Raw genomic sequence first — 4,233 nt, 5'->3', positions numbered from 1 at the left:
ATAATAATTACGTGGTGACAATGGCAGAAGGGATACACCTGTTTCCATACCGAACACAGAAGTTAAGCCTTCTAACGCCGATGGTACTCGGAGGGAGACCTCCCGGGAGACTAGGAAGTTGCCAAACAAATAAGATCAGCTTAGGCTGGTCTTTTTTGATGTAATTTTTTAAGTTTTACCATTAAAATTTCAATATATATTTTCTATATTTAAAACAAGAATAATGATTTAATATCAATTTAAATTTATTTTCATATTATAAAAATTTTGCAAGATTTGATATAAATTTTTAAAATAAATTCATACATTAGTGTACCAAGATTGAATGGTCCCATTTGTTGAATTTGATTAAAAAATTTATAGATTGTTTTTAAGACGGCATATTTGAATTTATAAATATTTTTATTTAATTTAAAATGCGATGAAATATAAACTATTTCATCGCATTTTTCTTTTATTTGTATTTGTAGAATCCTTCGCCGCTTTCTATTCCTTTTAGGCCTTTGGCGGCTCTTTCTTCTAGTTTTTTTACAGCCTTTCCTATTGGACTTGTTGGGTCTTTTGCTAGTGGATTTGTTTTTGTTATGTTTAGAACTGTTGTAATTCCTACTATATCTATTATTTCGAATGGACCTTTTGGGGAGCCTGTTCCAATTTTCCAATCCATATCTATATCTTCTGGATCTGCAATGTCATCTCCGTATAGCATTAGTCCTGCATTTATTAGTGGTACTAGGATTGAGTTTAGGATATATCCTGGTTGTTCTTTTTTAATTACTGCTGGGTACATTCCTATTTCTTTTGCAAATTTTATTACTGTTTGGAAGGCTTCATCACTTGTTTTGTCGTGTTTCATTACTTCTGCTAGATTTTGTCTCCAGATGTTATTTGCAAAGTGTAGGCTTAGGAATTTGTCTTCTCTTCCTGTGTATTCTCTAAAGGTTGATGGCAATAGGGTTGATGAATTTGTTACTAGAATTGCTTCTTCTTTTAGGTATGGAGCAATTTTTTCGTAGAAGGCTTTTTTCTCGTCCACTACTTCTGCTATCGCCTCTATTACTAGGTCTGCATCGGCAAATGCTTCTTCTAGATCTGTTGTGTATTTCATTTCTTTGTAAATTTTTTCGTTTACTTTTTTTAGTTCTTCTATTTTTTCTTCTGTTATTTCTGATTTATCATTGAAAAATGATCTTGGGTAGTTTGGATTTTCTTGTCCGATATAGGATGGGCATGCCATCAATTCTTTGGTGAATATTTCGTGGAGGTAATCAATTCTTGGTTTTACTCTTTCTATTGATCCTTCGCTTCTTCCCCAAATTGTTACGTCAAATCCGTGAAAGGCTGTAACGTAGGCTATTTGTGCTCCTAGTACGCCACCGCCTGCTATGGTTACTTTTTTTATTTTCATTTATTTCTCCTTTTTTTATTTTTATTCTTCTTTCATTTATATTTTTACCCATTTCTTTGTTTTTAAATTCTATTGGCTAGTATTTTGTAATAAAATTTTTTTATATCTTTTTTGGTATTTTTCTAATTTTATTTGTGAAATTTTTTTGATATTATAACTTTATTCTTTTTGAATTTTACAAAGTAGGGGATTTGCAAGCTTATTTTATATTTATATTTGATTTTAATTTTTTAATACTTTATTGTACCATAAGTTTTTCTTATATGTCTTATAATTTATATGTATTTTACAAGTTTTTTTATTTGTAATATTATGATTATGAAAACGTAATCATTTTTTTAAAAAAAGGGGTGAATATTGTGAAAGAAAATGAAAAAGTTTCTGGTAAGGCGTTAATTCCATTTTTGGTTTTTATCGTTATTTACCTTGCCACAGGTATTGTACTTCACGTTAGAGGAGTAGAAATGGCTTTTTATCAATTGCCTGCACCTATTGCAGCTTTTGTTGGTATTATTAGTGCATTTTTATTATTTGGTGGAAGTATTGATGAGAAATTCGACAATTTGGTTGAAGGCTGTGGCGATTCAAACATTATCATTATGTGTTTGATTTACATATTGGCAGGCGCTTTCTCCGCTGTTGCTTCTGCTTCTGGCGGTGTTGATTCTGTAGTTGGTTTGGGACTTTCTTTTGTTCCTGCTAAATTTTTAACTGCAGGTGTATTTTTGATAGCTTGTTTCATTTCTATTGCTACTGGTTCTTCTGTTGGTACTATTACTGCTCTTGGACCTATAGCTGTTGGTCTTGCTAAATCTGGTGGTATCAATATGGCTTTGATGCTTGGTGCCTTGGTTGGTGGATCAATGTTTGGTGATAACTTATCTGTTATCTCTGATACAACTATCGCTGCTACTAGAACTCAAAATTGTGAAATGAAGGATAAGTTTAGGATGAACATTAAAATGGCTCTTCCTGCTGGTATTATCACTTTCATTTTGTTATTAGTTTTGGGTGCTCCAGAATCTCAACCTGCTCAACAAGATTTATCTTACGATATTATTAAGATTATTCCTTATATTTTCGTATTGGTTGTAGCTTTGATGGGAGTTAATGTATTTCTAGTTTTAACTGGAGGTATTGTTTTATCTGGTATTGTTCTTCTTATGAACAATGGCTTTGATTTACTTGCTCTTTCTCAAACTATGTGGGAAGGATTTACTGGAATGTTTGAAATCTTCTTACTTTCTATGTTAATTGGTGGTCTTTCTAATATGGTTACCAAAGAGGGCGGTATTAATTGGATTATTGCAAAAATTAGAAAATTTGCTAAGGGAGAAAAATCTGGTGAGCTTGGTATAGCTGCTTTGGTTTCTCTTGCTGATATAGCAATTGCTAACAACACTGTTGCAATTATTATTTCAGGTCCAATAGCAAAGAAAATGTGTAATGAATATAAGATTGACCCAAGAAGGTCTGCATCTTTACTTGATACATTTTCATGTGTATTCCAAGGAATAGTACCTTATGCTGCTCAAGTTTTGATAGCTGCAAGCTTTACAGAAGGCTTAGTTGCACCATTCCAAATCATACCATATTTCTGGTACCAATTTATTTTGGGAGTAGTTTCAATAATTTCAATTTATGTACCATTTACTCAAGCAAAAGATAAATGGAACTTTGAATATGATATGGCAGAATCAAAAGTTAGCGATCATATTAAAAATTTGGAAGGCAATGAACAAGTTCACGCTTAGTTAGGGATAAATATTCCTTACAAAGCTTTGAAAGATTTTTGGAAGATTTGTAAACATAACCTATATCCATAGATAAATTTTCAGGATTTTCAAGCTTTACTGTTTTTATATTAGGAAATCCATTATCTGGATGAAGGCAACCTGTTCCAACATTAAAGGAATTTGTGTTGGAAATAAGTCCCAAAGTCGTACCCCTATCTTGGGTGTATATAACCTGTTTGTGATCAGGTAGGTTTACAAATTCTTCCGGTAAAATCTGTGTGTCATTTTGCTCATAAATTATCATAGGAAATTTATAAAGATCATCAATTCTAATCAATTCTTGATTTGCTAAAGGATGATCTTTGTTAATGAAAACATGAGGAATGACCTTGGCAATAGTAACGTATGACAAAGATTTTTCTTTGAATAAATTAAAAATGGCTTGCCTATAAGGATCATTTATATAAATAAAGGCTAGGTCAGAATAATCGTTTTCAACGTGGTTAATAGCATCGAGAGAAGTGGTTTCTTTTAGATAAAATTTAAAAGAATCATTCTTATACTTGTCAATTAATTTCATAAAAGCCGATACAGCGAAATTAAAATGTTGACTAGAAACTCTAAGCTCAGAAATATCCTTATTATCTGTAGAATATTGTCTTTGAATTTCTTTGTACTTGCTCATTAAGTCTTGGCATTTTATGAGATACTCAAGACCCTTGGCAGTGGTTTGAGTTCCACTTTGATTTCTATCAAAAATTTTAAAGCCCAGTTCCTTTTCAAGATCATTTATAGCCATAGAAATGGCAGGCTGGGATGTGTAGAGGTTTTTGGCAGCTTTGGAAATAGAACCTGTTTTAGAAACTTCTATAGCGTAATTAATTTTGTTTAAATTCATAATATCTCCTTAGTGTCTTTGGATATATTATATTAAATATTTTGAAAAAATAAAAGAATAGTAAGAAAGGATTAAAAAATGACAGAAAACAAAAAAAGATCATTTGCAACAGAAACAATACATGCAGGCGCAATAAAGGATACATACGGTTCACTCGGACTACCAATATATCAAACATCAACCTTTATATT

3 protein-coding genes and 1 rRNA gene are annotated in these 4,233 nt (G+C 31.5%); 2 read left to right on the top strand and 2 right to left on the bottom strand.

The window, feature by feature from the left end; translation table 11 throughout:
• Positions 1-10: 10 nt before the first annotated feature.
• A 5S ribosomal RNA gene (gene rrf / locus BN3265_RS00020) occupies positions 11-127 on the top strand.
• 327 nt (positions 128-454) lie between these two features.
• On the opposite strand, the gene BN3265_RS00015 is transcribed toward rrf, so the two are convergent.
• Positions 455-1,408 (bottom strand): 3-hydroxyacyl-CoA dehydrogenase, encoded by a 954-nt coding sequence (locus BN3265_RS00015; protein WP_058989552.1) that lies wholly within the window; start codon positions 1,406-1,408, stop codon positions 455-457.
• A gap of 359 nt (positions 1,409-1,767) precedes the next feature.
• Between BN3265_RS00015 and BN3265_RS00010 the strand changes: the two genes are divergently transcribed.
• Positions 1,768-3,162, top strand: coding sequence for a Na+/H+ antiporter NhaC family protein (locus BN3265_RS00010; RefSeq protein ID WP_058989551.1), 1,395 nt, complete (start codon positions 1,768-1,770; stop codon positions 3,160-3,162).
• On the opposite strand, the gene BN3265_RS00005 is transcribed toward BN3265_RS00010, so the two are convergent.
• On the bottom strand, positions 3,125-4,042 hold the full coding sequence (locus BN3265_RS00005) for a LysR family transcriptional regulator (RefSeq protein WP_058989550.1): 918 nt from the start codon (positions 4,040-4,042) through the stop codon (positions 3,125-3,127). The genes BN3265_RS00010 and BN3265_RS00005 overlap by 38 nt on opposite strands.
• Positions 4,043-4,233 lie beyond the last annotated feature (191 nt).

The organism is Anaerococcus rubeinfantis (genome assembly GCF_001487145.1).
Classification (GTDB): Bacteria; Bacillota; Clostridia; order Tissierellales; family Peptoniphilaceae; genus Anaerococcus; species Anaerococcus rubeinfantis.
The sequence above is the reverse complement of the archived record's forward strand: the minus strand, read 5'-3'. Positions and strand labels throughout refer to the sequence as shown.

Bases quoted from the DNA above. Each gene is read 5' to 3' on its own strand.
- BN3265_RS00015 (WP_058989552.1), bottom strand. From the start codon at position 1,408: ATGAAAATAAAAAAAGTAACCATAGCAGGCGGTGGCGTACTAGGAGCA.
- BN3265_RS00005 (WP_058989550.1), bottom strand. From the start codon at position 4,042: ATGAATTTAAACAAAATTAATTACGCTATAGAAGTTTCTAAAACAGGT.